Source organism: Cohnella sp. GCM10020058, assembly GCF_042683485.1.
Taxonomy (GTDB): Bacteria; Bacillota; Bacilli; order Paenibacillales; family Paenibacillaceae; genus Cohnella.
On the sequence record NZ_JBHUJV010000021.1, the window covers coordinates 16976 to 17336 of the forward strand.

Sequence of the window (361 nt, forward strand, 5' to 3'; positions counted from 1 at the left end):
TGCAGAATTCAGATTGCGCTGTCACTTTACAGGCTCTGATCGGGTACCGAGCCAAGCCGCCTATTCCAGGCTTTTCACCAAGCTTCAGCAGTCCGGCATCCTGCATGAGGTCATCGATATTACGGTGGATGCAGCGATTACAGAAGGCTTCCTGAAAGGTGAAAGCATGGCAGTGGACTCTTCGCATGTGGAAGCCTTTGACCGAAACCCCAAAATTGACGCGTCTAAACCGGCCCCGTCCATTCTCCCCAAGGAGGTAGAAGACAGCGAAGAGCCTGCTTTTCTGGACGCCGTCAGCCATGTCCCGCAGCCAGCCCCCAAGCTCGAGAAACCCAAGCGTGCCAAACGCGGGCGCGTCCCC

The 361-nt window shown here is 56.5% G+C and carries 1 protein-coding gene; it reads left to right on the plus strand.

Annotation, left to right across the window (positions count from 1 at the left end):
• Positions 1-361 (plus strand): transposase (locus tag ACFSR7_RS33055; protein WP_483862656.1); only part of this gene is annotated, 361 nt, incomplete at both ends.